This is a genomic window from Mycobacterium sp., from assembly GCF_051006775.1.
In the GTDB taxonomy this organism is placed as follows: domain Bacteria; phylum Actinomycetota; class Actinomycetes; order Mycobacteriales; family Mycobacteriaceae; genus Mycobacterium.
Map to the genome: position 1 here is coordinate 1 of NZ_JBPCSX010000244.1, position 23,572 is coordinate 23,572.

General features: G+C 65.5%; 23 protein-coding genes. 9 read left to right on the top strand and 14 right to left on the bottom strand.

What is annotated here, in order from left to right:
* Together ACR2JI_RS17000 and fadD19 are read right to left on the bottom strand one after the other, a co-directional pair.
* Positions 1 to 1,082: NAD(P)H-dependent flavin oxidoreductase (locus ACR2JI_RS17000; protein WP_526392086.1), on the bottom strand; the 1,082-nt coding region annotated here is incomplete at its 3' end.
* Entirely contained in the window at positions 1,082 to 2,722 is a 1,641-nt protein-coding gene (gene fadD19 / locus ACR2JI_RS17005) for a medium/long-chain-fatty-acid--CoA/3-oxocholest-4-en-26-oate--CoA ligase (RefSeq protein ID WP_526392088.1), read from the bottom strand. The genes fadD19 and ACR2JI_RS17000, both read right to left, overlap by 1 nt.
* 54 nt (positions 2,723 to 2,776) lie before the next feature.
* Between fadD19 and ACR2JI_RS17010 the strand changes: the two genes are divergently transcribed.
* On the top strand, positions 2,777 to 3,559 hold the full coding sequence (locus ACR2JI_RS17010; protein WP_526392090.1) for a crotonase/enoyl-CoA hydratase family protein: 783 nt from the start codon (positions 2,777 to 2,779) through the stop codon (positions 3,557 to 3,559).
* Between the two features lie 75 nt (positions 3,560 to 3,634).
* Here ACR2JI_RS17010 and ACR2JI_RS17015 read toward each other — a convergent pair whose 3' ends face one another.
* Positions 3,635 to 4,825 (bottom strand): cytochrome P450, encoded by a 1,191-nt coding sequence (locus tag ACR2JI_RS17015; RefSeq protein ID WP_526392092.1) that lies wholly within the window; start codon positions 4,823 to 4,825, stop codon positions 3,635 to 3,637.
* Between the two features lie 44 nt (positions 4,826 to 4,869).
* On the opposite strand from ACR2JI_RS17015, the gene ACR2JI_RS17020 reads away from it, so the two are divergent.
* A complete protein-coding gene (locus ACR2JI_RS17020; RefSeq protein ID WP_526392094.1) occupies positions 4,870 to 5,583 on the top strand; it encodes an acetoacetate decarboxylase family protein in 714 nt (237 codons plus the stop codon).
* A 58-nt stretch (positions 5,584 to 5,641) separates the two neighbouring features.
* On the opposite strand, the gene ACR2JI_RS17025 is transcribed toward ACR2JI_RS17020, so the two are convergent.
* The gene (locus tag ACR2JI_RS17025) at positions 5,642 to 6,673 is read right to left on the bottom strand and encodes an LLM class F420-dependent oxidoreductase (RefSeq protein ID WP_526392096.1); all 1,032 of its coding nucleotides are present in this window, start codon (positions 6,671 to 6,673) and stop codon (positions 5,642 to 5,644) included.
* Between the two features lie 55 nt (positions 6,674 to 6,728).
* On the opposite strand from ACR2JI_RS17025, the gene ACR2JI_RS17030 reads away from it, so the two are divergent.
* The 5 genes from ACR2JI_RS17030 to ACR2JI_RS17050 all read left to right on the top strand — a co-directional run bounded on the left by ACR2JI_RS17030 (position 6,729) and on the right by ACR2JI_RS17050 (position 11,719).
* Complete coding sequence (locus tag ACR2JI_RS17030) at positions 6,729 to 7,709, top strand: Zn-ribbon domain-containing OB-fold protein (RefSeq protein ID WP_526392098.1); 981 nt, start codon at positions 6,729 to 6,731, stop codon at positions 7,707 to 7,709.
* 9 nt (positions 7,710 to 7,718) lie between these two features.
* Positions 7,719 to 8,774, top strand: coding sequence for a beta-ketoacyl-[acyl-carrier-protein] synthase family protein (locus tag ACR2JI_RS17035; protein ID WP_526392100.1), 1,056 nt, complete (start codon positions 7,719 to 7,721; stop codon positions 8,772 to 8,774).
* Positions 8,775 to 8,776: 2 nt separating this feature from the next.
* On the top strand, positions 8,777 to 9,952 hold the full coding sequence (locus ACR2JI_RS17040) for a thiolase family protein (RefSeq protein WP_526392102.1): 1,176 nt from the start codon (positions 8,777 to 8,779) through the stop codon (positions 9,950 to 9,952).
* A 169-nt stretch (positions 9,953 to 10,121) separates the two neighbouring features.
* Entirely contained in the window at positions 10,122 to 11,267 is a 1,146-nt protein-coding gene (locus ACR2JI_RS17045; protein WP_526392104.1) for an aromatic ring-hydroxylating oxygenase subunit alpha, read from the top strand.
* A 41-nt stretch (positions 11,268 to 11,308) separates the two neighbouring features.
* On the top strand, positions 11,309 to 11,719 hold the full coding sequence (locus tag ACR2JI_RS17050) for a hypothetical protein (RefSeq protein WP_526392128.1): 411 nt from the start codon (positions 11,309 to 11,311) through the stop codon (positions 11,717 to 11,719).
* Positions 11,720 to 11,731: 12 nt separating this feature from the next.
* Here ACR2JI_RS17050 and ACR2JI_RS17055 read toward each other — a convergent pair whose 3' ends face one another.
* Genes ACR2JI_RS17055 through ACR2JI_RS17070 form a run of 4 tightly spaced genes read right to left on the bottom strand, consistent with a single transcriptional unit; the run spans position 11,732 to position 15,615 of the window.
* Positions 11,732 to 12,877 (bottom strand): sulfotransferase, encoded by a 1,146-nt coding sequence (locus tag ACR2JI_RS17055; RefSeq protein ID WP_526392106.1) that lies wholly within the window; start codon positions 12,875 to 12,877, stop codon positions 11,732 to 11,734.
* On the bottom strand, positions 12,877 to 13,659 hold the full coding sequence (locus ACR2JI_RS17060) for an SDR family NAD(P)-dependent oxidoreductase (protein WP_526392108.1): 783 nt from the start codon (positions 13,657 to 13,659) through the stop codon (positions 12,877 to 12,879). The genes ACR2JI_RS17055 and ACR2JI_RS17060 overlap by 1 nt, the downstream gene beginning before the upstream one ends.
* Before the next feature lie 3 nt (positions 13,660 to 13,662).
* On the bottom strand, positions 13,663 to 14,790 hold the full coding sequence (locus ACR2JI_RS17065; protein ID WP_526392110.1) for a hypothetical protein: 1,128 nt from the start codon (positions 14,788 to 14,790) through the stop codon (positions 13,663 to 13,665).
* 39 nt (positions 14,791 to 14,829) lie between these two features.
* Positions 14,830 to 15,615, bottom strand: coding sequence for a 2-keto-4-pentenoate hydratase (locus ACR2JI_RS17070; RefSeq protein ID WP_526392130.1), 786 nt, complete (start codon positions 15,613 to 15,615; stop codon positions 14,830 to 14,832).
* A gap of 55 nt (positions 15,616 to 15,670) precedes the next feature.
* Here ACR2JI_RS17070 and kstD point away from each other — a divergent pair, with 55 nt between their 5' ends.
* Together kstD and chsH3 are read left to right on the top strand one after the other, a co-directional pair.
* Positions 15,671 to 17,362 carry a 3-oxosteroid 1-dehydrogenase gene (gene kstD, locus ACR2JI_RS17075; RefSeq protein ID WP_526392112.1) on the top strand — a complete coding sequence of 564 codons (1,692 nt, stop codon included), beginning with the start codon at positions 15,671 to 15,673 and terminating at the stop codon, positions 17,360 to 17,362.
* Between the two features lies 1 nt (position 17,363).
* Positions 17,364 to 18,224: an enoyl-CoA hydratase ChsH3 gene (chsH3, locus tag ACR2JI_RS17080; RefSeq protein ID WP_526392114.1), complete on the top strand. Its 861-nt coding sequence runs from the start codon at positions 17,364 to 17,366 to the stop codon at positions 18,222 to 18,224.
* Between the two features lie 114 nt (positions 18,225 to 18,338).
* Here the strand turns inward: chsH3 and ACR2JI_RS17085 are convergent, their stop codons facing one another.
* From ACR2JI_RS17085 to ACR2JI_RS17110, 6 genes are all read right to left on the bottom strand, one after another.
* Positions 18,339 to 19,175, bottom strand: coding sequence for an endonuclease domain-containing protein (locus ACR2JI_RS17085; protein ID WP_526392116.1), 837 nt, complete (start codon positions 19,173 to 19,175; stop codon positions 18,339 to 18,341).
* A 134-nt stretch (positions 19,176 to 19,309) separates the two neighbouring features.
* Entirely contained in the window at positions 19,310 to 20,476 is a 1,167-nt protein-coding gene (ltp2, locus tag ACR2JI_RS17090; RefSeq protein ID WP_526392118.1) for a 17-hydroxy-3-oxo-4-pregnene-20-carboxyl-CoA lyase, read from the bottom strand.
* On the bottom strand, positions 20,476 to 20,886 hold the full coding sequence (locus ACR2JI_RS17095; protein WP_526392120.1) for a MaoC family dehydratase: 411 nt from the start codon (positions 20,884 to 20,886) through the stop codon (positions 20,476 to 20,478). Before ACR2JI_RS17095 ends, ltp2 begins: the two co-directional genes overlap by 1 nt.
* A complete protein-coding gene (locus ACR2JI_RS17100; protein ID WP_526392122.1) occupies positions 20,868 to 21,827 on the bottom strand; it encodes an OB-fold domain-containing protein in 960 nt (319 codons plus the stop codon). Before ACR2JI_RS17100 ends, ACR2JI_RS17095 begins: the two co-directional genes overlap by 19 nt.
* Entirely contained in the window at positions 21,824 to 22,987 is a 1,164-nt protein-coding gene (gene fadE29 / locus ACR2JI_RS17105) for an acyl-CoA dehydrogenase FadE29 (RefSeq protein WP_526392124.1), read from the bottom strand. The genes ACR2JI_RS17100 and fadE29 overlap by 4 nt, the downstream gene beginning before the upstream one ends.
* A gap of 18 nt (positions 22,988 to 23,005) precedes the next feature.
* The coding region (locus ACR2JI_RS17110; protein WP_526392126.1) for an acyl-CoA dehydrogenase family protein at positions 23,006 to 23,572 on the bottom strand (567 nt) is incomplete at its 5' end.

Consider the following 23,572-nt stretch of genomic DNA (forward strand, 5'->3'; position numbering starts at 1 on the left):
GCCACGAACCCGGCAACCAGTTCGGAGACGATATCGGCGGCGGGACGGATCTCGTTCATTCGCCCGACGATCTGGCCTACCGGCATCGCCACCGCTGTTGGGTCCAGCGAGTTGCTCATCCGCTGATGCGCCTCGGCGACAAGGACGTTCTGCAACGGCATCGGTAGCGGGTCGGGTGCGCTGTCACTGTCCCAGGCGTCGGTCCACCGGCTCTTGAGCAACCGAGCCGGCTTTCCCGAGTAAATCTTGCGGCGAACGGTGTCGCTGGAGGTGGCCGCAAGCAGCGCCTGCTGGATCACCGACGGTCCCCCGACAGCTGTGGTACCGAGGTCGTACTCCGCGGCGGTGAGGAACGCCGAACCCATCCACACCCCCGCTGCGCCCAGCGCGAGTGCGGCCGCGACCTGCCGGCCGGTGCCGATCCCGCCTGCAGCGAGCACGGGCGTATCCCCCACTGCGTCAACAACTTCGGGCACCAGCACCATTGACGCGATCTCCCCGGTGTGACCGCCGGCCTCATAACCCTGGGCGACAATGATGTCAACGCCGTTATCAGCGTGACGGCGGGCATGGGTGGCGGTTCCAGCCAGTGCCGCCAGCGGCACACCGGCGGCGTGGGCCTGCTCGATGACGTCGGCCGGCGGAGAGCCCAGCGCGTTGGCGATCAAGCTGATCCGGTGACCCAGTGCGACGTCGACGTGCGAGCGGGCCACCGAGTGCAGCCAGCCCAGCACACCTTCGTTGCCGGGGCCGTCATCGGGCAGTGGCGGAACGCCGAGGTCCGCGAGGGTCTTTGCGACGAAGTCGCGGTGGGTCTGCGGGATGAGCTTGTTGATGTCGATCGGACTGCCCTCGGTGGGGACCGTGGCCGGCATCACGATGTCCACGCCGTAGGGCTTGCCGAGAGTGTTGTCATCCATCCAACAAAGCACCGACTCGAGGTCCTCTGAGTTGTTGAACCGTACGCAGCCCAGCACCCCCATACCGCCGGCCCTGGTGACCGCCGCGGCAACCTTCTCCGACGGGGTGAAGACGAAGATCGGGTATTCGATACCGAACCGGTCACACAGTTCGGTACGCATCAGCGCGTCCCGGTGTGCTTGCTGTGCACCTCGTCGGCGGGCCGCAACTCGGTCTCATCCTTGGCCCACTTGTAATCCGGCTTGCCGGCAGGCGAACGCTTTATCGCGTCGACGATCCACAGGCTGCGCGGCACCTTGTAACCGGCGATCTCCTTGCGCACGAAGGTGTCCAGATCCGCCAGGGTCGGTCGCCGGCCCTGACGCGGGGCAACCACCGCGGCGACGTGCTGTCCGAATCGTTCGTCCGGGACGCCGACCACCAGGGCGTCGAACACGTCCGGATGACCCTTGAGGGCGGCTTCGACCTCTTCGGGGTAGACCTTCTCACCACCGGTGTTGATCGACACCGATCCGCGGCCGAGCATGGTGACCGTGCCGTCGGCCTCGACGGTCGCGTAGTCGCCGGGGATGGCGTAGCGCACGCCGTTGATGGTGCGGAAGGTCTCGGCGGTCTTCTTCTCGTCCTTGTAGTAGCCGACCGGGATGTTTCCCCGCTTGGCCAGGATCCCGCGGACTCCGGAACCAGGCTGCACCTCGTTACCGTCATCGTCGAGCACGGTGGTCTTCTTGTCGATGCTCACCCGCGGGCCGCCGGCCTGATGCACACCCTTGGCCACGATGCTGGTGCCGCCGAAGCCGGTCTCCGAGGAACCGATCGAGTCGGTGATCACCCGATCCGGCAGCAGTTCGAGGAAGCGCTCCTTGAGGCTCGGCGAGAACAGCGCAGCGGTACTCGACAGCAGAAAGAGGGAGGACAGGTCGTAATCGCCGATCTCAAGGGCATCGAGCAGTGGGCGGCCCATTGCGTCGCCGGTGAAGAACAGCAGGTTCACCTTGTGCTTCTCGATCGTGCGCCACACATCTGCGGCGTCGAATTCCGGCGCGAGCACGCTGGTGTGTCCGGAGAACAGCGCCATCCAGGTCGCCGATTGGGTGGCGCCGTGGATCATCGGCGGGATCGCGAACCGGACCATCGGGGCCGCGGCGGTGGCCTGCCTGGCATGCTCGAACTCATCCTGCACGAATTCGCCTGTGGCGAAGTCGGTTCCGCCGAGCAACACCCGGTAGATGTCCTCATGACGCCACATCACACCCTTGGGGAAGCCGGTGGTGCCACCGGTGTAGAGCAGGTAGATGTCATCGGCGCTGCGCGGCCCGAAATCACGTTCCGGTGAACCCTGCGCAATCGCCTCGAAGAACTCCACGCCGCCGTAGCGGCGGTAGTCTGCGTCGCTGCCGTCCTCGACCACCAGGACGGTCTTGACGTTCGGGGTGTCCGGCAGCACGTTGGCGACGCGGTCGGCGTACTGCCGTTCGTGCACCAGCGCGACCATGTCGGAGTTGTCGAACAGGTAGCGCAGCTCACCCTCGACGTAGCGGTAGTTGACGTTGACCAGGATGGCGCCGGCTTTGACGATGCCGAGCATCGCGATGACGATCTCGATGCGGTTGCGGCAATACAGACCGACCTTGTCGTCCTTCTTGACACCGTGGTCGATCAGGTAGTGCGCCAGCCGGTTGGCCTTCACCTCGAGCTCGGCGAAGGTGATCTGCTCGTCCCCGCAGATGATGGCCACGCGGTCGGGCACGGCGTCGATGGTGTGCTCGGCGAGATCAGCGATGTTGAGGGCCACGAACACAAATTAGAACGTGTTACATTTTTTCTCAAGCATGGGCACTCGATGGAGGAAATCATGGCCGACGCTCTGATCGAGCAGCGCGGGCACGTCCTGATCGTGACGATGAACCGTCCGGAATCCCGTAACGCGCTCTCCGGCGAGATGTTGCAGATCATGGTCGAGGCCTGGGACCGGGTCGATAGCGATCCCGATATCCGGGTCTGCATCCTCACCGGAGCCGGCGGTTACTTCTGCGCCGGGATGGATCTCAAGGCCGCGACCAAGGCGCCCCCGGGCGACTCGTTCAAGTCCGGCGGCTACGACCCGACCCGGATCGACGGCCTGCTCAAGGGCCGTCGCCTGACCAAGCCGCTGATCGCCGCCGTCGAGGGCCCCGCCATCGCCGGAGGCACCGAGATTCTGCAGGGCACCGATATCCGGGTCGCCGGCGAAAGCGCCAAGTTCGGCATCTCGGAGGCGAAGTGGAGCCTGTACCCGATGGGCGGCTCGGCGGTTCGCCTGGTACGCCAGATCCCGTACACCATCGCCTGCGAACTGCTGCTGACCGGACGGCACATCACCGCGGCCGAGGCACTCGAGATGGGTTTGATCGGGCATGTGGTTCCCGACGGCCAGGCGCTGGACAAGGCGCTTCAGATCGCGGAGGTGATCGCGGGCAACGGGCCACTGGCCGTGCAGGCGATCCTGCGCTCGATCCACGAGACCGAGGGCATGCACGAGAACGACGCGTTCAAGATCGACACCAAGATCGGTATCGAGGTGTTCCTCTCCGAGGACGCCAAGGAAGGCCCGATGGCCTTCAAGGAGAAGCGCGCGCCGCAGTTCAAGATGCGCTGACGCGTTCGCGCTACCCCGCTCCGGCCGCCGATCGTGAAGTTATCTTCACCGTCGGCGCTGAGCGTGAAAATAACTTCACGGTGAGACGGGCGCGGTCGGGGTGAACACCACGGGCATCTTCTCCAGACCGCTGACGAAGTTGGCGGGCCGCAACGGCAGCGCCGAACCGTCGGCGAGCCGCAGATCGGGCAGCCGGTCCAGCAGCTTGCGCAGCATGTTGTTCAGCTCCAGGCGGGCGAGCTGGTTACCCAGGCAGAAGTGCGTGCCGAATCCGAAGGCCACGTGGCTGTTGGGATTGCGGTCGATGCGGAAGTTCTCCGGGTCACCAAACACCGACTCGTCGAAGTTGGCCGCCTCGAACAGCAGCATGATCTTCTCGCCCTCCTTGAGATCGGTGCCGTGGAAGGTGGTGTCGGCCATCAGCATGCGGCACATGTTCTTCACCGGCGAGGTCCAGCGCAGCATCTCCTCGATCGCGCCGGGCACCAGCTCCCGGTCCGCCACCAGGGCGTCCCACTGATCGGGGTGCCGCAGCAACTGTTCGATGCCGCCGGACAGGGTGTGCCGGGTGGTTTCATCACCGCCGATGAGGATCAGCAGCGTCTCGAAGAGGATTTCGTCATCGGACATCACCGACCCCTCGACTTCGGAGTTCACCAGGATGGAGAACAGGTCGTCGGTGGGTTCGGCTCGCCGCTTGGCGATGGTCTCCATGGCGAAGGCGGAGTAGCCGGCGAAGGCCTCCATCACCGCCTGCAGGGTGGCTTCGTCGGCCTGCGAGCTCAGTCCGCAGACCAGATCGTCGGACCATTTCAGCAGGGTCGCGCGATCAGCGGGCAGCACGCCGAGCATGTCGCCGATGACGGCCATCGGCAACGGTGCGGCGATATCGCGGACGAAGTCGCACTCGCCGCGCTCACACACCGCGTCGATCAGGCTGTCGCAGAGCGTCTCGATATCCGGTGCCTTGTCCATCACCCGTTTGCGGGTGAACCCGGCGTTGACCAGCTTGCGCCGCAGCAGGTGGGAGGGGTCGTCCATATCGATCATGTACGGCATCGCGGGGTTGTCCGGTCGGATGCCACCGGTCGAGGAGAACAGTTCCGGATTACGTTCAGCGTCGAGGACCGCCTGGTAGGTCGACGCGGCGGCCAGTCCATTGCGGTCCCGGAACACCGGCTCGTTGGCACGCATCCAGCGGTAGGCCGCCCGGGCGCCACCGTCGGCGTAGAAGGTCCCGTGCGTCAGATCCACATCCGGCTTCATCAACTACCCTCCATAACGCTCGCGGCGCGGTTTACAGTTGCGACATGGTCCAGTACACGATCGCCGGCAACGTACTGACCTTGCCAGTACGAATCCGCAAGGCCGATGTCCATACGGCCATGTTCTCGGTGTCCGCCGAGGCCGCCCAGCAGCTGATCGACTACAGCGGACTGCGGGTCTGCGAGTTCCGGCCGGGCCGCGCGGTGGTGACGCTGATGCTGGCCCGCTATCTCGACGGCGACCTCGGTCGCTACAACGAATTCGGCACCTGCGTGATGGTGAACCCGCCCGAGTCGAGCGCCGGCGGACTGAAGGCCCTCGGCGAGGCCGCGGCGTTCATCCACCATCTGCCGGTCGACCAGTCGTTCACCCTCGAGGCCGGCCGGACCATCTGGGGTTTCCCGAAGATCCTGGCGGACTTCAAGGTTCGCGATGCCAACACGTTCGGCTTCGAGGTGTCCGAGGGCGGATCGATGATCGCGGCCATGGAGTTTCACCGCGGCCTGCCCATCCCGTCGTTGCGACCGCGCGAGCAGACTCTGCGGACCTACAGTTGCGCCGACGGCGTCACCCGGGAGATCCCGTGGGAGATGAAGAATTCCTACGTGCGGTTCCGTCCGACCGGGGCACGGCTGCGACTCGGCAACCACCCTTACGCCAAGGAACTGGCCGCCCTCGGCCTGCCGAAGCGCGCGATGGTGTCGGGTTCGGTCGGCAACGTCGAGATGACCTTCGGTGACGGCCACGTCCTGCGCTGAACGCCTCGGCCTCATCCGGCCAATCTAGAACGTGTTCTAGTCACCCGCAAGGAATCGTCTAGAGCAGCGCGGCGAGTTCGCCGATCTGCTCGGGGCTGCGAGCGCCGATGACCATCATCGTGACGCCGGCCGCCTCCCAGACCTTGATCTGCTCGCGGACATAGTCGACGTCACCGACGATCGCGGCGTCGTCGACCAATTCGTCGGGGATGACCTTGGCGGCCTCATCCTTGCGCCCCGAGCGGAACAGCTTGGTGACGTCGTCGACCACATCTCCGTAACCCATCCGCCGGTAGACCTCGGCGTGGAAGTTGGTGTCCTCCGAGCCCATCCCACCCATGTAGAGCGCCACATAGGGCTTCATCATCTCCATCGTGCCGGCCCGATCATCGGTGACGACGACCTGGGCGGTGGCGCAGATCTCGAAATCCTCGCGGGTACGACGGGCGCCCGGCCGGGCGAAGCCCTCGTCGAGCCACTCGTTGTACATGTCGGCGATCCGCGGCGAGTAGAAGATCGGCAGCCAGCCATCGCAGATCTCGGCGGCCAGTGCGACGTTCTTCGGGCCCTCTGCACCCAGCATGATGGGGATATCGGCGCGCAACGGATGCACGATCGGCTTGAGCGACTTGCCCAGTCCGGTGGTGCCCTCCCCGGTCAGCGGCAACGGATAGTGCGGACCGGCGCTGGTGACCGGGGCCTCGCGCGACCACACCTGCCGGACGATGTCGATGTACTCCCGGGTGCGGGCGAGCGGCTTGGGGAAGCGCTGCCCGTACCAGCCCTCGACCACCTGCGGACCCGAGACGCCGAGGCCGAGGATGTGCCGGCCGCCGGAGAGGTGATCCAGGGTCAGCGACGCCATCGCGCAGGCGGTCGGCGTGCGGGCGGAGAGCTGCACCACCGAGGTGCCCAAGCGCATCCTGGTGGTCTCGCGCCCCCACCACGCCAGCGGTGTGAAGGCATCCGAACCCCAGGCCTCGGCGGTGAACACCGTGTCGAAGCCGGCCGCCTCGGCCGCGGCGACCAGTTCGGCATGATTGGTGGGCGGCTGAGCGCTCCAGTATCCGAGTTGCAGACCCAGCTTCATTCGGTGGACCTCTCCGTCCTTGCGAGCATTCTTAGAACCTGTTCTACTCGATGCTGTGAGCGTCAGCCAAAGCATCTCAGCCTTGATAGATTCCCACGAACCCCCCCTCTCCGCGCCACTGACCCTGTCGTTTGACTACACCCGTTCGGTCGGACCGACGTTGAGCGCTTTCTTCACCGCGCTGCGGAACAGACGCATCGTCGGTGTCCGCGGGTCGGACGGGCGGGTCCACGTTCCGGTGGTCGAATACGACCCGGTCAGCTACGAACCGCTGACCGAGATCGTCCCGGTGTCCAGCGTGGGGACGGTGCTGTCCTGGACCTGGCAGCCCGAACCGCTGGAGGGTCAGCCGCTGGACCGGCCGTTCGCGTGGGCGTTGATCAAACTCGACGGAGCCGACTCCGCACTGCTGCACGCGGTCGACGCACCGGTGAAGACCGGCGACCGGGTGCACGCGCACTGGGTAGACGAGCCGGTCGGCGCGATCACTGATATCGCCTACTTCACCGCCGGTGGCGAGGCCGAGCCGGTCTCCGACGATGACGACGATCGCGATCCCGTCACCATCATGGTGATTCCGACGAGCATCTCGATCCAGCACACTGCGTCGCGGCCGGAGAGCATCTACCTGCGGGCGATCCAGCAGGGCACATTGCTCGGTGCGCGCACCGGAGACAACGGCAAGGTGTATTTCCCTCCGCGAGAAGCAGATCCAGCGACCGGTAAGGAACTCGACCAGTTCGTGGAACTGCCTGACAAGGGCACCGTCACGACGTTCGCGATCATCAACATCCCGTTCGCCAGCCAGAAGATCAAGCCGCCGTATGTGGCCGCCTACATCCTGCTCGACGGTGCCGATATTCCGTTCCTGCATCTGGTGACCGAGATCGATGCGGCCGACGTCCGAATGGGTATGCGGGTGCAGGCGGTGTGGAGGCCCCGGGACGAATGGGGGCTTGGCATCGACAATATCGAGCACTTCCGGCCCACCGGCGAACCGGACGCCGAATACGACACCTACAAGCACCACCTGTAAGGGCTGAGGATGAGAGAAGTCGCCGTAGTCGGGTTCGCCCACGCGCCGCACGTACGCCGGACAGATGGAACAACCAACGGTGTCGAGATGCTGCTGCCCTGCTTCGCCGAGATCTACGGCGAACTGGGCATCAAACAGTCCGACGTCGGCTTCTGGTGCTCCGGATCATCGGATTACCTTGCCGGGCGGGCCTTTTCGTTCATCTCGGCTATCGATTCGATCGGGGCGGTACCGCCGATCAACGAGTCGCACGTCGAGATGGACGCCGCCTGGGCGCTGTATGAGGCCTACATCAAGGTGCTGACCGGCGAGGTGGACACCGCACTGGTGTACGGGTTCGGCAAGTCCAGCGCCGGAACGCTGCGCCGGGTGCTGGCACTGCAGACCGATCCCTACACGGTGGCGCCACTGGTGCCCGACGCGGTGTCGATGGCCGGTTTGCAGGCCCGATTGGGTCTCGACGCCGGCAAGTGGACGGCGGAGCAGATGGCCCAGGTCGCGCTGGACTCGCTGTCGGCATCGCCGCGCGTCGACTCCGTCAAGCCGGCCGCCTCCGTCGCCGAGCTGCTCGAGCGTCCCTATTTTGCTGATCCGCTGCGCCGACACGACATCGCGCCCATCACCGACGGCGCATCGGTAGTGGTGCTCGCCGCCGGTGACCGCGCCCGGGAACTACGTGAAAGACCAGCGTGGATAACGGGATTCGAGCACCGCATCGAGACACCGTCGATCGGTGCTCGCGATCTGACCACGTCACCGTCGACGGCCACCTCCGCGCGCATCGCGACCGGCGGGGACACCGGCTCTATCGACGTCGCAGAGATCTACGCGCCGTTCAGCCACCAGCAACTGATCCTCACCGAAGCAATCGGGCTGTCGCCGTCGACGACGGTCAATCCTTCAGGTGGAGCGCTGTCAGCCAATCCGATGTTCTCCACCGGACTTGAGCGGATCGGCTACGCCGCCCGCCACATCTTCGACGGATCAGCCGGGCGGGTGCTGGCACATGCCACCAGCGGCCCAGTGCTGCAACAGAATTTGGTCGCCGTCATGGAGGGCAAGTAGAGATGGCCGAGCTGGCAGCGGTACTGGGAACCGGGCAGACAAAGTACGTCGCCAAACGCACTGACGTCTCGATGAACGGTCTGGTTCGGGAGGCGATCGACCGGGCACTGGCCGACAGCGGTTCGACGATGGCCGATATCGATGCCGTCGTCGTCGGTAAGGCGCCGGACTTCTTCGAAGGCGTCATGATGCCCGAGCTGTTCATGGCTGACGCCATGGGCGCGACGGGCAAGCCGCTGATCCGGGTTCACACCGCCGGTTCGGTCGGGGGGTCGACCGCCGTGGTGGCCGCAAGTCTGGTCAAGTCCGGTAAGTATCGACGGGTCCTTGCGGTCGCCTGGGAGAAGCAGTCCGAATCGAATGCCATGTGGGCGTTGTCGATTCCGGTGCCGTTCACCAAACCGGTCGGCGCCGGCGCCGGTGGTTACTTCGCACCGCACATCCGTGCCTACATGCGCCGCTCCGGCGCACCGGCGCATATCGGCGCGATGGTCGCGGTGAAGGATCGTCTCAACGGCGCGAAGAACCCGTTGGCGCACCTGCATCAGCCTGACATCACGCTGGAGAAGGTGATGGACTCCCCGATGCTGTGGGATCCGGTCCGCTACGACGAGACCTGTCCGTCCTCGGACGGCGCATGCGCCATCGTGATCGGCGACGAGGCTGTCGCCGACGAACGAGTGGCCGAGGGTCATCCGGTGGCCTGGGTCCATGCCACAGCGCTACGCACCGAACCACTGGCCTACTCGGGGCGCGATCAGGTCAACCCGCGGGCCGGCCGGGATGCGTCCGCGGCGCTGTGGAAGGCGGCCGGCATCACAAGCCCGATCGACGAGATCGACGTCGCCGAGATCTATGTGCCGTTCTCCTGGTTCGAACCGATGTGGCTGGAGAACCTCGGGTTCGCACCCGAGGGTGCCGGGTGGAAACTCACCGAGGCCGGGGAAACGGCGATCGGTGGCAAGCTTCCGGTCAACCCGTCCGGCGGGGTGCTGTCGTCCAATCCGATCGGCGCCTCCGGCATGATCCGATTCGCCGAGTCCGCCATCCAGGTGATGGGTAAGGCCGGTGAGCACCAGGTCGAAGGGGCCCGCAAAGCGTTCGGCCACGCCTACGGCGGAGGCTCGCAGTACTTCTCGATGTGGGTCGTGGGTTCCGACAAGCCGACGGCGCACTAGACCCGCTCGCGACATCGCCGACCAGAACGGGCGCCGGCGCGATGAACCGCGGTGAACACGGCCCGGTCCACCGGGCCGAAAGTCACTGAAAGCGCGACCGTCATTGCGCTGCAGTACCTAAAAACTGTAACGTGTTCTAGTTAGAGGTCACGATAGGCGGAGGCGCGAAATGACTGATATTCGCGAGATCGACACGGGGACGCTGCCGGATCGGTACGCCCGCGGCTGGCACTGCCTTGGGCCGGTCACGACGTTCACCGACGGACAGCCGCATTCCATCCATGCGTTCGGGGTCAAGCTGGTGGTGTTCGCAGACTCAGGCGGCGAGTTGCACGTGCTCGACGCCTACTGTCGGCATATGGGCGGCGACCTGTCCCAGGGAACGCTCAAGGGTGACGAGGTTGCGTGCCCGTTCCACGACTGGCGCTGGGGCGGTGACGGCCGCTGCAAGATGGTCCCCTACGCGAAGCGGACACCGAAGCTGGCCAAGACCCGCTCCTGGACGACAGACGTGCGCGCCGGACTGCTCTTCGTCTGGCACGACCATGAGGGAAACGCACCGCAGCCGGAGGTTCGGATCCCGGAGATTCCGGAGTGGTCCAGCGGCGAGTGGACCGATTGGAACTGGAACTCGATGCTCATCGAGGGCTCCAACTGCCGCGAGATCATCGACAACGTCACCGATATGGCGCACTTCTACTACATCCACTTCGGCCTTCCGACTTATTTCAAGAACGTCTTCGAGGGCCACATCGCGACGCAATATCTGCACAACGTCGGGCGGCCGGACATCGGCGGCATGGGCACTGCTTACGGACAGTCCGAATTGGACTCCGAAGCAAGCTATTTCGGCCCGTCGTTCATGATCAACTGGCTGCACAACACCTATGGCGACTTCAAGCAGGAGTCCATCCTGATCAACTGCCACTACCCGGTGAGCCAGGACTCGTTCATGCTGCACTGGGGCGTGATCGTGGAGAAGCCCAAGGGCCTTGACGAGAAGATGACAAACCGGCTGGCGAGAGGTTTCACCGACGGAGTCAGCAAGGGATTCCTGCAGGACGTCGAGATCTGGAAGCACAAGACCCGTATCGAGAACCCCCTGCTGGTCGAGGAGGACGGCGCGGTCTATCAGATGCGTCGCTGGTACCAGCAGTTCTACGTCGACGTCGCCGACATCACCCCCGACATGACCGATCGGTTCGAGATGGAGGTCGACACCTCCAAGGCGAACGAGAAGTGGCATGTCGAGGTGGAGGAGAACCTTCGCCGGCAGGCTCTCGAAGAAGACCAAGAGCCGGCCGGGAAGCCGTGAGCGCCGAGCAGCAGCCCGACGTCGACGACATCGCACGCTCGATGCTGCTGCTGCACGGGGTTCACGAGGGCGAGCACCGCGTCACCGAGGACGACGACATTCGGTCCTGGTCGAAGGCCCCCGATTTCGCCAACGATCCGCAGCGCGCGGCTGCGGTGCACGAAGCCACCCGCCATGACCGCGAGCGCTATCTCACCGCGGGCCTGGCCGAGGTCGACTGCCGGTTCTGCCATGCATCGGTACAGGTGAAGAAGCTGGGACCGCCGTACACCGCCGTGCAGTGGAACACCGCCGCATCCGGGCGGTGCGCCTATTTCGCCCAGATTCGCGCCGAGGGCGGCAGCAGCGCACGCGTTCCGTCGTGCCCTCGGCTGTCGGACTCCATCCGGCACGCCGTGGCGGAGGGTTGCCTCGAGGAATACTCGAGCGCGCCGGCTCCCGGCGACGGCTGAGCACTTCGGGCTTTACAGCCCTTCGAACGCCTCTTTGACCTGATCCTCGGTGAGGCCGTAGTCGGCCAACGAATAGGTGTGCTTGGGTGCGCGAGGCCCCTGCTTGCTCTCCTCATCGGTGCGAACGATCGCAGCCTCCGCGGCATCGGTGAACGGGATGCCGAAGTGGGCGTAGATGTCGCGCACCGTGCCGATCGGGTCCCGGATCAGCTCGAAATAGTCGCAGTCATAGAACTGGGCCGGGTTCTGGGTAGCCCGGACGGCCTTGAACCGCGCCAACCCGCGAGACCACGACTCCAGGGCATCGGCACCGATCGTCGCGCCGACGAAACTGTTAGACCAGCCCTCGGTGGTGTGCTGTGCCAGTGAGCACATCGACGCCAGGATGGTCTCCGCCGGCCGGTGACACTGGATCACCAGGGCATCGGGATAGGTTTCAAACACTGCGTCGAGCGCGAACAGGTGGCTCGGATTCTTGAGCACCCAACGCTTTTCGGGATCGTTGAGTCCGATCAGCTGCAGATTCTTCCGGTGCCGCTGATACGACCGCGTCCAGTCCTGCCGGGCCAGCCACTGCGCGTAGCTGGGAACGTGCGCCAGCGTCTCGTAGGACACCGAGTGCACCGACTGGCGCAGCAGCTGCCAGCATTCCTCCACCTCGTCGGCGGTCATGAAGTGCAAGCCGGTGAAGTCCGGGTTCTCGTCGTGGGCTTTTTTGAATCGGGCGTCGAGCTCGGCGAAAACCGGATTAGCCGACCACGTTTCACGCGGCGGCCGGGGTTGGGGGAACTCCGCGAGCCACAACTCCAGCCCCTGGTGACGGGGGTCGCCGCACAGTAACCGGTGCAGCGCGGTGGTGCCGGTGCGTGGCAGACCGGTCACGAAGATCGGCGCGGTGATCGGTACATCAACGTGCTGGGGGTACTGCTTCCAGGAGGCTTCGCTGAGCAGTCTCGCCACCAGAGCGTTGCGCAGGAAGAAACGAGACATCTTGCTGCCGAGTTCGGTGAAGTCCGCTTCGGTGCGGTAGGCGTCGAGCAATACCGAGAGCGCTTCGAGGTAGTTGTCGTCGTCGGTGCCGAAGTCGTCGAGGCCGACAGCCTTGACCGCCGAAGCCTTCAGATCCTCGACGGTGCCGACATCAGTTCGTGAAGCCATCAGGCTTTGTATTCCCCGCAGTTCACATCCAGCGTGGCGCCGGTGATCCCGCTGGACAGATCGCTGGCCATGAACAGGATCGCCGAAGCAACCTCGTCCTCGGTGGGCAGCCGCTTGAGATCGGACGCGGCAGCGGCGGCGGCGTAAATCTCGTCTACCGTTGTGCCGAACTTTCCGGCCTGGTGGGAGAAGTAGCTCTTGAGCGTTCCGCCCCAGATGTAGCCCGGCGCAACAGAGTTCACCCGGATGCCCTGGCCACCGAGCTCGGTCGCCAGCGACTGGGACATCGCCAGCAACGCGGCCTTGGCCATCTTGTAGGCGCCGTACTTGGGCTGGGAATGCCGGATCACCATGGAGTTGACATTGACCACCGACCCCTTGGCCTCAGCCAGTGCCGGGGTGAAGCCCTGTGTCAGCCGCAGCGCTCCGAGAACTGTCAATTCGATGGCTTCGCGGATGTGCTCGAACGTGGTGTCGGCCAGCGGCTTCATCGATGGCACCCGGAAGGCGTTGTTGATCAGGACATCAACCTTTCCGAAGGTTGACACCGCCTGCTGCACCAGATTCCCGACCTGAGCGTCGTCGGTGATGTCGGTGGTCACGGCCAGTGCACGCCGGCCCAGACCGGTCACCACGTCCGACACCTCGTCGAGCCGCTCCTTGGTGCGGGCGGCCAGCACCAGGTCGGCGCCGGCCTCCGCGCAGCGACGCGCCAGCGTGGTGCCCAGTGCGGGGCCAACGCCACTGATCACGACGACCTTGTTCTCGAGCAAGCCTGCCATGGGCTATCCCACCATCCTGTTCTGGATCTGTATCTGCCGCAGCGCAATTCGCGCCCGCCAGTCCTGCGCAGAGATTCTGTTGTTCTCGTAGTACGGCAGATGTGCCTGAACATCTGCCGCGTCGACCAGTTCCACCGTCGGGCCGTCGGCCGCGGTGAGTTCACGGGAGACGCGCTGCCAGCGGAACTGCAGGAACCCCTTCTTATGGCCGAGTGTCTCGACCCAGTTGGTGATCCCCGGGTTGCGATCACCGACAACGATGCGGATCTTGCCGTCCGGATCGGCCTGTGCCTGAGTGCCGTTCAGCGATGTCTGGTGGTTGATGTAGTCCAGCGAGACGTACCACATGCTTCCGAGTTGGAAGCCCAGGTAGGGCGCATCGGTCACGGGCAGTGTGATGACAAGTGCCTGTTCTGGCGTCAGGTCGAAATGTCCGGCCGATGAGTACTGGGTGGCCAGACCACCCGGCGTCAGCCGCGGGGCCACCATGGTGTTGACCGGAATCTTCATATAGAACCACTGCGGGAACTGCAGCCAGGTCTTGATCCGCTGAACGAGTTGCTTTCCGGCAGTGGCGAATCGCTTCTCGATGAGATCGTTGGTCAGCGGCGGCGGCGCCGTCCCGGCGGTGTCTGTGCGCGCGATGGCGATGGAACCGCGCTGTGCCGACCAGTCGTTGTACACCTCGCGGATCACCAGTTGCGCGTTGACCTTCGGGGTGAAGCGCCACTCGAAGCTGCCGTCGGCAGCGATATCAAGCTTGCGGTCGTCGAACGCCGTCTCGCTGTCGGGGACGTTGTCATCGGTGTAGTCGCCGCCGAGAAGCTGGAAGCTCAGATCGGTCGTGGCGCCCCGGACACCGGTCACGACGTACTCATGCCCGGCGTGGACCCGGGTGCCGAAATAGAGGGTGTCGGGGTTGTCGAGACCCATCTTGGTGAACGGCCCGGTCCCGGACTGCAGGAACGGGTGGTCGCGGTCGAAGTCGAAGGCCAGGTGGATGCAGGCGGAGACACCGCTGGCCAGATACTGCAATCCCTCCAGCAGATCGGCTTCATTCTCGATATGCGGGGCGTCCCGAACCAACTGCTCGGCTTCGGCGATGGAGTCCAGCAGGGGTTGCGAATACACGCCTGAAATCTAGAACGTGTTCCAGTTGCGCGTCAACGATTACCCAAAGCTCAGCCGGACCGATCCCAGGCCGGCGAATTCGGCGAGGAACTCATCCCCCGGCCGGACGTCGATGGCGCGGGTGCAGGAACCGGGCAGAACGATGTCGCCGGCCCGCAGCCGGACCCCGAAACTGTCCACCTTGCGTGCCAGCCAGGCCACCGCGGTCACCGGATTGCCCAGCACGGCGTCACTGCGGCCCTCGGCCACCACCTCGCCGTTGCGGGTGAGAACAGCGTCGATGGCGGTGATATCGATGTCCTTCGGGGACACCCGCTGGGTTCCGAGCACGAATCCGGCCGAGGAGGCGTTGTCGGCGATGGTGTCGCACAACTTGATCTTCCAGTCCGTGATCCGGGTGTCGATCAACTCGATGGACGGCGCGAACGCCGCGGTGGCCGCAAGCACGTCATCCTCGGTGCACCCGGCACCCGGCAGGTCGTCGGCCAGGACGAAACCCACCTCGACCTCGACCCGCGGGTAGAGGTACCGGGAGGTGTCGACCTCGACGTCCTGGAAAACCTCCATATCGGCGAGCAGGTGACCGTAGTCGGGCTCGTCGACCCCCATCATCTGCTGCATCGCCGCCGAGGACAGGCCGACCTTGTGCCCAACGACTCGTGCCCCCTCGGCCAGCCGCTGCCGGATGTTGATCAGCTGGACCTCATAGGCGTCGACCACGTCGATATCGGGGTGTGCGGCGGTCAGCGGGCCCATCGGAACCCGGGTGCGCTCGGCCTCGGCGAGATCGGCGGCGAGTTGGGCACGGGTGACATCGCTCAGCATGGTCACGATTCCATCAGTAGCGCTGGGACGGGTCAATTCTATAACGTGTTCTAGTATGACATCTGACGAGTTCGACGTCGTCGTCGTCGGTAGCGGCGCCGCAGGTATGGTCGCCGCTCTGACTGCCGCTCACCAGGGATTGTCCGCGATCGTCGTGGAGAAGGCCGCGCACTTCGGGGGCTCGACCGCACGCTCCGGCGGCGGAGTCTGGATCCCCAACAACGAGATCCTCAAGCGGGACGGCGTCACCGACACCGAAGAAGCCGCGCGAACCTACCTGCACACCATCATCGGTGACGTCGTGCCGGCGGAGAAGATCGACACCTACCTGCAGCGCGGGCCGGAGATGCTGTCCTTCGTGCTCAAAAACACTCCGCTGGAGATGTGCTGGGTGCCGAACTACTCCGACTACTACCCCGAGCAACCCGGCGGGCGGCCCGGCGGACGATCGGTGGAGCCCAAGCCGTTCGACGCCAAGCGGCTCGGACCGGATGTGCGCGGACTGGAGCCCGCCTACGGCAAGGTGCCGCTCAACGTTGTGGTGATGCAGCAGGACTACGTGCGTCTCAATCAGATGAAACGGCATCCTCGCGGGGTGCTGCGCAGTCTCAAGGTCGGCATCCGCACGGTGTGGGCCGGAATGCGCGGTAAGAACCTGGTCGGGATGGGACGCGCGCTGATCGCCCCGCTGCGTATCGGCTTGCGCGAAGCCGGCGTTCCGGTGTTGCTCAACACCGCGCTGACCGACCTCTACGTCGAAGACGGCGTGGTGCGGGGCATCTACGTCATCGACACGACCGGGCCCTCGACCGCAGAGCCGCGCTTGATACGTGCCCGCCGCGGGGTGATCCTGGGCTCCGGTGGCTTCGAGCACAACGAGTCGATGCGGCGTAAATACCAGCGTGAGCCGATCGGCACCGAATGGACCGTGGGCGCGGCTGCCAACACCGGCGACGGAATCGTGGTCGCCGAAAAGCTGGGTGCGGCACTGGAACTCATGGAGGACGCCTGGTGGGGTCCGACCGTACCGTTGGAGGGCGCACCGTGGTTCGCGCTGTCGGAGCGTAACTCGCCCGGTTCGATGATCGTCAACATGTCCGGCAAGCGGTTCATGAACGAATCCATGCCCTATGTCGAGGCCTGCCACCACATGTATGGCGGCGAATACGGTCAGGGCTCGGGTCCGGGTGAGAACGTCCCGGCGTGGCTGGTCTTCGACCAGCAGTACCGCGATCGGTTCATCTTCGCGGGCCTGCAGCCGGGTCAACGCATTCCGAAGAAGTGGATGGAGTCCGGCGTCATCGTCAAGGCCGACACCCTCGAAGAGTTGGCCGCCAAGACCAGCCTCCCGGTCGAGCAGCTGCGGTCCACCGTCGAACGCTTCAACGGCTTCGCCCGCACCGGCGTCGACGAGGACTACCACCGCGGCGAGAGTGCGTATGACCGCTACTACGGCGATCCGACCAACAAGCCCAACCCGAACCTCGGCGAGATCAGTCATCCGCCGTACTACGCGGCGAAGATGGTTCCCGGCGACCTCGGCACCAAGGGCGGTATCCGCACCGACGTCAACGGCCGGGCGCTGCGCGACGACGGCTCGGTCATCGAGGGCCTGTACGCCGCCGGGAACGTCAGCTCGCCCGTGATGGGTCACACCTACCCGGGTCCGGGCGGGACCATCGGGCCGGCGATGACATTCGGGTACCTGGCCGCGCTGGATATCGCCGGCGCAGCGGGGAAACGCTGATATGCCGATCGATCTCGACGTCGCCCTGGGTGCCGAACTCGACCCGGTCGAGTTCTCCTGGACCAGCAGTGACGTCCAGCTCTACAACCTGGCCCTGGGAGCGGGCCACGATCCGATGAATCCCCGGGAGTTGCGCTATCTGACCGACGGCACCCCTCAGGTGTTACCCACCTTCAGCAGCGTGGCGGCCAGTTTCCATGCGACCGAGGCGCCCTCGGTGAGCTTCCCCGGCATCGAGATCGAGCTCAGCCGGGTGCTGCACGCCAGTGAAGCGGTCACGGTGCCCGCGCCGCTGCCGCCGAGCGGAGCCGGTCGCGCGGTCACCCGGATCACCGACATCTGGGACAAGGGCAAGGCTGCGGTGATCTGCAACGAGACGACCGTCGTCGACCCGGGTGGCAAGACACTGTGGACGGTGAAGCGGTCGATCTTCGCCCGCGGCGAGGGCGGCTTCGGCGGCGACCGCGGGCCGTCGACGTCCTCGGAGATCGCCGAGCGGGCACCCGACTTCGAGGTCGCCATCCCGGTGCTGCCGCAGCAGGCGCTGCTGTACCGGCTGTGCGGTGACCGCAACCCGCTGCACTCCGATCCCGAATTCGCCGCCGGCGCAGGCTTTCCGAGGCCGATCCTGCACGGTCTGTGCACCTACGGGATGACCTGCAAGGCGATCGTGGACACCGTGCTCGACGCCGACGCCACCCGGGTCTCGTCCTACGGTGCGCGCTTCGCCGGCGTCGTCTTCCCCGGTGAAACACTGAAGGCATCGATCTGGCAGGACGGCAATCGGTTCAGCGCCGTCGTCACCGCGCCGTCGCGCGGCGACGAGACGGTGCTTGCCGGCGTCGAACTGGTCGGGGCCTAGCCGAGCCCCTGCCAGGCCTCCGCCCCGCCCCGCCCCGCCTCGCCCCCGCCCCCGCCCAGCCCCCCGCCGAGTGTGAAGTTATCTTCACCGTCGGCGTCGATCGTGAAGATAACTTCACCGTCGGCGAGCCAGAGCGTCACGAACCCGGCGCACGACCTGCGCCGCCGTGTCCTCCGCAGTAACCCGGATGACGATCCAGCCGCGGCGTTGAAGCATCTCCAGGCGGCGAATGTCATAGGAGTATTGCGACCGCAGCGTTCGGTGATGATCCCCGTCGTATTCGACAGCGATTTTCAGTCCCTCCCACCCCATGTCCAGGTACGCGATCACCCTGCCGAACCCGTCGCGGATCGGGATCTGGGTTTCCGGCCTCGGCAGACCCGCTTGGACGAGCACGGTCCGCAGCCACGACTCCTTCGGCGACTGTGCGCCCGCGTCGGCGATACCGAGCACCCGCCGGGCCTTCACGATGCCGCGCCGCCCGCCCCGGCGTTCGGCGAGCAGCTCGACGTCGGCAATCTTGAGGTCGGTCGCACGGGCAAGGGCATCGACAGCCGCCACCGCCGCCATGAGCGGGTACCAGCAGGCTAGATCCAGAGCAGTCCTCGCCGGTGTGGTGAGTGCTATTCCGGCCACGACGCAGACCTCGTCGTCCCCGAGACGTTCCGATCGCGGGCGCAGCCCCGGCAGACGGTGCCGGTTGTCGTGGTAGAGGTCGACGCTCGATGCAGGGTCAACCCACTTGCTGCCGTGCACTGCGGCGGCCCCCAGACCAGCCACAATGCCTCGGCGGCGGGACCATAGCCAGGCAGCGTGCGCGCGCACGGCGGCGGTGATTTCGGTCCCCGCAGGAACGTAGACGTCGCGGTACACCCGGACGGACTGGCGCTGCAGTTCTCCCCAGGACATGCCCTGGGCCATGGCTTCGCTGCCGATGAATACTCCCGTCATGGCGGCAGTGTGCGCCAATGCACTGACACCCGGCTGACTGTGAAGCTGCCTTCACGCTCGACCTGTGGAGTGAAGCTGGTTTCACAGTCGAGGTGCGGCGGGGCGAGGTGCGGCGGGGCTGGGTGCGGCAGGGCCTAGCCCAGGATCAGACCCGACGTCGGCACCCCGGTGCCCGCGGTGACGAGCACATGCTCGACGGCGTCGACCTGGTTGACCGAGGTGCCGCGCAGCTGACGCACACCTTCGGCGATGCCGTTCATCCCGTGGATGTAGGCCTCCCCGAGTTGGCCGCCGTGAGTGTTGATCGGCAGCCGCCCGCCCATCTCGATGGCGCCGCCCGCGACGAAGTCCTTGGCGTCGCCCTTGGCGCAGAAACCCAACTCCTCCAACTGAATCAGCGTGAACGGAGTGAAGTGGTCGTAGAGGATCGCGGTCTGGATATCGGCCGGGGTCAGTCCGGACTGCGCCCACAGCTGTCGGCCCACCAGACCCATCTCCGGTAACCCGATCTCGGGACGGTAGTAGCTCACCATCGAGTACTGATCCGGGCCCGAGCCTTGCGATGCCGCCTCGATGATCGCCGGCCGGTGCTTGAGATCCTTCGCTCGCTCTGCCGAGACCACCACGATGGCCACCCCGCCGTCGGTCTCCTGACAGCAGTCCAGCAGACGCAGCGGCTCGGCGATCCAGCGCGAGTTCTGGTGATCCTCGATGGTGATCGGCTTGCCGTAGAAGTAAGCCTTCGGATTGTTGGCGGCGTGGCGGCGGTCGGCCACCGACACCATTCCGAAGTCGCGGCTTGTCGCACCGGAAAGATGCATGTACCGCTGCGCGATCATCGCCACCTGTGCCGCCGGCGTGGACAGCCCATGCGGATAGGAGTAGGAGTTGTCGACGCTGGTGGAATCCGCGCCCTGGATCAGCCGCAGTTGCACCTGGCCGAACCGCATCCCGGAACGCTCGTTGAAAGCACGGTATGCCACAACACAATCCGCCACACCGGTGGCCACCGCGACCGCCGCCTGCTGGATGGTCGCGCAGGCCGCACCGCCGCCATGGTGGATCTTGGAGAAGAACTTCAAGTCCCCCATCCCGGTGGCGCGGGCGACGGCGACCTCGGTGTTGGAGTCCATGGTGAAAGTCACCATGCCGTCGACGTCGGCGGGGGTCAGACCGGCGTCGTCAAGCGCGTCAAGCACCGCCTCGGCCGCCAGTCGCAGCTCACTGCGGCCGGAGTCCTTGGAGAAGTCGGTGGCGCCGATGCCGACGATGGCGGCCTTGCCGGACAGTTCGCCGGGCATCAGGCACCTCCGATGGTGAGCTTGGCGGTGGCGATGACGTGATCGCCCAGACTGTTGCTGCCAACGACTTTCACGGTGATGAGTCCGTCCTCGACAGCGGTCACCTCGCCCCTGAAGGTCACCGTGTCGTAGGCGTACCAGGGCACACCGAGTCGCAGGGCGATGGACTTGATGAACGCGCTCGGTCCGGCCCAATCGGTGACGTAACGCTCCACCAGGCCGGTGTCGGTGAGGATATTGACGAAGATGTCCTTGGATCCCTTGGCCTGCGCCTTGTCCCGGTCGTGGTGGACATCCTGGTAGTCGCGGGTGGCGATGGCCGTGGAGACGATGAAGGTCGGATCTCCGAAGAGAGCCAACTCGGGCAGCGTGGTGCCGACGGCGGGTGTGCTCACTTGGCGGGCTCCCATGCGTAGAGCGTCCAGGCGGGTCCGCTCTCGCCGTCCGGGAAGTCGATATACGTTGCGGTGACGGGCATTCCGATCTTCACCGTCGCGGGGTCAGCGCCCCGCAACTCGCCCAGCATCCGCACACCCTCCTCGAGTTCGACCAGTGCGATCACGAATGGCAGGGTCCGTCCCGGCACCTGCGGCGCATGGTGGACGACGAAGCTGAAGACCGTTCCCCTGCCGCTTGCCACCACGTACTCGACGGGCGCTTCTTTGTCCTGCCAGATCGCCGGGACAGGCGGGTGCTGCAGTGTGCCGTCGGGTCGCTTCTGGATGCGGAGTTCGTGTGCGTTGACCCCGTCCCAGAAGAACTGGGTGTCGCGGGATGCCGCGGGGCGCATCATCAGATCGGCGTCGAGATCCTCGGGAACCCCGGAGGCGGCAGCCTTGTCAGCCGGCTTGAACTTCATGATCCGCCAGAGCATCTCGGCGACCTCTTCGCCGTCGACCGACCAGGTGATCTTCTGGTTGATGAAGAAACCCTCCCCCAGTGCGGTCTGCTTGGGGCCGACGACGTCGGTCAGTTCGGCGGCGACGCTCACCTCTTCGCCGGGATGCAGATAGCGGTGATAGGTCTGCTCGCAGTTGGTGGCGACGACGCCGATGTAACCGGCGTCGTCGAACATCCCGATGATCTTGCCCAACGGGTCGTCGTCGGCCCGCACGCCGCCCAGTCCCATCATGGTCCACACCTGGATCATTGCCGGGGGCGCGACGATGCCGGAGTGCCCGGCAGCCTTTGCGGCGGCCTCGTCGACATAGATCGGGTTCTTGTCGCCGAGTGCGTCCAGCCAATGGTCGACCATCGGCTGGTTCACCGCGTGACGTCCCTTGCGGGGCTTGCTCTTTCCTGATGCCTTGATCTTCTCGGCGGCCTGCTGAATCTGGTCGATCACCGTCATCGAGGAACTCGCGGCACGTTCAATCCGGCAGCGGCGACCTGCTCGCGCATCACCTCGTTGACTCCGCCGCCGAAGGTGATGACCAGGCTGCGCTTGGTCTGAGAATCCAGCCACGCCAACAGCTCAGAGGTCTCGTCCTCGACCGGGTTGCCGTACTTGCCGACGATCTCCTCGGCGAGCCGGCCGATGCGCTGAATCCGCTCGGTGGAGAACACCTTGGTGGCGGCGGCATCGGCGATGTCGACGGTGTCGCCGGCAGCCGCTACCTGCCAGTTGAGCAGTTCGTTGATCCGCCAGATGGCCTTGATCTCACCGAGGGCCCGTCGGACATCGTCACGGTCGATCGGTGTCACACCGTCCCCACCGGGTTTGGACGCCCAGGCGTGCACGCGGTCGTAGAGTCCGGCGATCTTGCCCGCCGGTCCGAGCATGACGCGCTCGTGGTTGAGCTGGGTGGTGATCAGCCGCCAGCCGGCGTTCTCCTCACCGACGAGCATGTCGGCCGGTACGCGGACGTCGTTGTAGTAGGTGGCGTTGGTGTGGTGGGCGCCGTCGGAGAGGATGATCGGCGTCCACGAGTAGCCCGGATCGGTGGTGTCGACGATCAGGATCGAAATCCCTTTGTGCTTGGCCGCTTCCGGATCAGTGCGGCAGGCCAGCCAGACATAGTCGGCGTCATGACCGCCGGTGGTCCAGATCTTCTGGCCGTTGACGATGTATTCGTCGCCATGCCGGACCGCTGAGGTTCGAAGCGATGCAAGATCGGTGCCGGCCTCCGGTTCGGAGTAGCCGATGGCGAAGTGGACCTCCCCGGCCAGAATCGCAGGGAGGAATTTCTTCTTCTGAGCATCGTTGCCGTAGACCATCAGCGTGGGACCCACGGTCTGCAACGTCACCGCGGGCAACGGGACGTCGGCGCGGGCCGCCTCGTTGACGAAGATCTGTTGTTCGATCGGGCCGAACCCGTGGCCGCCGTACTCCTTGGGCCATCCGACACCGAGCTTTCCGTCCGAACCCATCCGCTTGATGATCGCGCGATAGGCCTTGCCGTGCCGGTCGACCTCCATCTCCTTGGCCTCGTCGGCGGAGATGAGGGTGGCGAAGTACTGCCGAAGTTCGGCCTGCAGGTGCCGCTGCTCGGGGGTGAGTTCTATATACATTGCGCTCCGCTTCAGGGTTTAGTGGCGACCAGCCACGAGATCCAGACGATGGGCGGGTCCGCCGAGAAGGCGGGAAAGGTCCTTGACCGACGAGTAGTACCGGTGCATGGGGTAGGTGATGTCCATACCCATGCCGCCGTGGAGGTGATGGCAGATCTGCATCGCCGGGGGTGCCTGCGAGGTCAGCCAGTAGGCCAAGATGTCGAGGTCCTCGTCGGCGTCGCGACCTTCGGAGAGCCGCCACACCACCGATGTCGCGGCCAGCGCCAGCGTGCGCGCGGCGATGTAGACCTCGGCCAGTTGGGCGGCCACGGTCTGGAATGTCGCCAGCGGCCTGCCGAACTGGTGCCGATTGGTCACGTAGTCGGCGGTCAAACGCACCGCGCCGGAGAGTAGCCCGGCGGCGTAGGCGCCGATCGCGGCCAGTGCCAACTGATTCAGCCGGTGCACGGTCCCACCGGCCAGAACAGCGTCGGCGGCCACGGAGACACCCCGGAACTCGACGGCGTACTCCTCGCCCCCGGCCGAGCAGGGCGTCTGGATCAGCCGAACACCCTCGGCCTTCGGCGAAACCACCGCCACGCC

Excerpts from the sequence above, each read along its gene's own strand:
- chsH3 (WP_526392114.1), top strand. The coding sequence starts at position 17,364 with ATGCCGATCGATCTCGACGTCGCCCTGGGTGCCGAACTCGACCCGGTC.
- ACR2JI_RS17020 (WP_526392094.1), top strand. The coding sequence starts at position 4,870 with ATGGTCCAGTACACGATCGCCGGCAACGTACTGACCTTGCCAGTACGA.
- ACR2JI_RS17060 (WP_526392108.1), bottom strand. The coding sequence starts at position 13,659 with ATGGCAGGCTTGCTCGAGAACAAGGTCGTCGTGATCAGTGGCGTTGGC.
- ACR2JI_RS17085 (WP_526392116.1), bottom strand. The coding sequence starts at position 19,175 with ATGACGGGAGTATTCATCGGCAGCGAAGCCATGGCCCAGGGCATGTCC.
- ACR2JI_RS17010 (WP_526392090.1), top strand. The coding sequence starts at position 2,777 with ATGGCCGACGCTCTGATCGAGCAGCGCGGGCACGTCCTGATCGTGACG.
- ACR2JI_RS17015 (WP_526392092.1), bottom strand. The coding sequence starts at position 4,825 with ATGAAGCCGGATGTGGATCTGACGCACGGGACCTTCTACGCCGACGGT.
- ACR2JI_RS17050 (WP_526392128.1), top strand. The coding sequence starts at position 11,309 with ATGCTGCTGCTGCACGGGGTTCACGAGGGCGAGCACCGCGTCACCGAG.
- ACR2JI_RS17025 (WP_526392096.1), bottom strand. The coding sequence starts at position 6,673 with ATGAAGCTGGGTCTGCAACTCGGATACTGGAGCGCTCAGCCGCCCACC.
- ACR2JI_RS17070 (WP_526392130.1), bottom strand. The coding sequence starts at position 15,615 with ATGCTGAGCGATGTCACCCGTGCCCAACTCGCCGCCGATCTCGCCGAG.
- ACR2JI_RS17040 (WP_526392102.1), top strand. The coding sequence starts at position 8,777 with ATGGCCGAGCTGGCAGCGGTACTGGGAACCGGGCAGACAAAGTACGTC.
- kstD (WP_526392112.1), top strand. The coding sequence starts at position 15,671 with ATGACATCTGACGAGTTCGACGTCGTCGTCGTCGGTAGCGGCGCCGCA.
- ACR2JI_RS17095 (WP_526392120.1), bottom strand. The coding sequence starts at position 20,886 with ATGGGAGCCCGCCAAGTGAGCACACCCGCCGTCGGCACCACGCTGCCC.
- ltp2 (WP_526392118.1), bottom strand. The coding sequence starts at position 20,476 with ATGCCCGGCGAACTGTCCGGCAAGGCCGCCATCGTCGGCATCGGCGCC.
- ACR2JI_RS17055 (WP_526392106.1), bottom strand. The coding sequence starts at position 12,877 with ATGGCTTCACGAACTGATGTCGGCACCGTCGAGGATCTGAAGGCTTCG.
- ACR2JI_RS17100 (WP_526392122.1), bottom strand. The coding sequence starts at position 21,827 with ATGACGGTGATCGACCAGATTCAGCAGGCCGCCGAGAAGATCAAGGCA.
- ACR2JI_RS17045 (WP_526392104.1), top strand. The coding sequence starts at position 10,122 with ATGACTGATATTCGCGAGATCGACACGGGGACGCTGCCGGATCGGTAC.
- fadE29 (WP_526392124.1), bottom strand. The coding sequence starts at position 22,987 with ATGTATATAGAACTCACCCCCGAGCAGCGGCACCTGCAGGCCGAACTT.
- ACR2JI_RS17035 (WP_526392100.1), top strand. The coding sequence starts at position 7,719 with ATGAGAGAAGTCGCCGTAGTCGGGTTCGCCCACGCGCCGCACGTACGC.